General features: G+C 61.1%; 2 protein-coding genes. One reads left to right on the top strand and one right to left on the bottom strand.

Annotation, left to right across the window (positions count from 1 at the left end):
• A partial coding sequence (locus NKH90_RS34720) for an exonuclease/endonuclease/phosphatase family protein (protein WP_502898909.1) occupies positions 1–294 on the top strand: 294 nt, incomplete at its 5' end.
• Positions 295–367: 73 nt separating this feature from the next.
• Here the strand turns inward: NKH90_RS34720 and ligD are convergent.
• Positions 368–601: non-homologous end-joining DNA ligase LigD (gene ligD, locus NKH90_RS34715; protein WP_502898908.1), on the bottom strand; the 234-nt coding region annotated here is incomplete at its 5' end.

The raw sequence follows: 601 nt of genomic DNA, 5'->3' as shown, positions 1-601 counted from the left end.
GGCGACGCAGTCTACTTTCCGGAGAGCAGGCAGGCCTACGCCGAAATGCTAGACAATGGCTGGATGGATGCCGTCCGCTGCATTCATCCGGAGAAAGGCATCTACACGTACTGGGACTTCTCCTACCGAGGCGGTTATGATCGGAGTTCCGGCCTGCGGATGGACCACCTCCTCGTCAGCCCATCACTTTCGAACAGGTTACGTGACGCGGGCGTGGACGTTGACCTGCGAGGCTGGGAAAAGCCGAGTGATCACGTGCCCGCCTGGATAGAGATCGACCCGTCCGGCAAGTAGTTGACATGATCGAATGTTCGGCGGAATCGCTGGGCGTCTTCGCCCACTGCTATAGAATGCGCTGCGAGATTGCTCACGCTGCTTTTCTCGCAGCCGCCCTAAACGGACGGTCAATGGTGAAGGCATCTGGACGGATGACTGCCTCAACCTGGCTCCAGGTCACGGGACGGGCGATTGGGAAGCCGGGTCGCGCTCGTGGGGAGAAGGCGCCGACCGCCGTGTTACCGCGCCCATTGCGAAGGTAGTCGATGAAGATGCGGCCCTTTCGGGCTGCCGGCGCAGCGGAGAGCAGATAGCGATCGGGATG

Source organism: Mesorhizobium sp. M0898, from assembly GCF_040319695.1.
Classification (GTDB): Bacteria; Pseudomonadota; Alphaproteobacteria; order Rhizobiales; family Rhizobiaceae; genus Mesorhizobium.
This window is presented reverse-complemented; position numbering and strand designations above follow the sequence as displayed.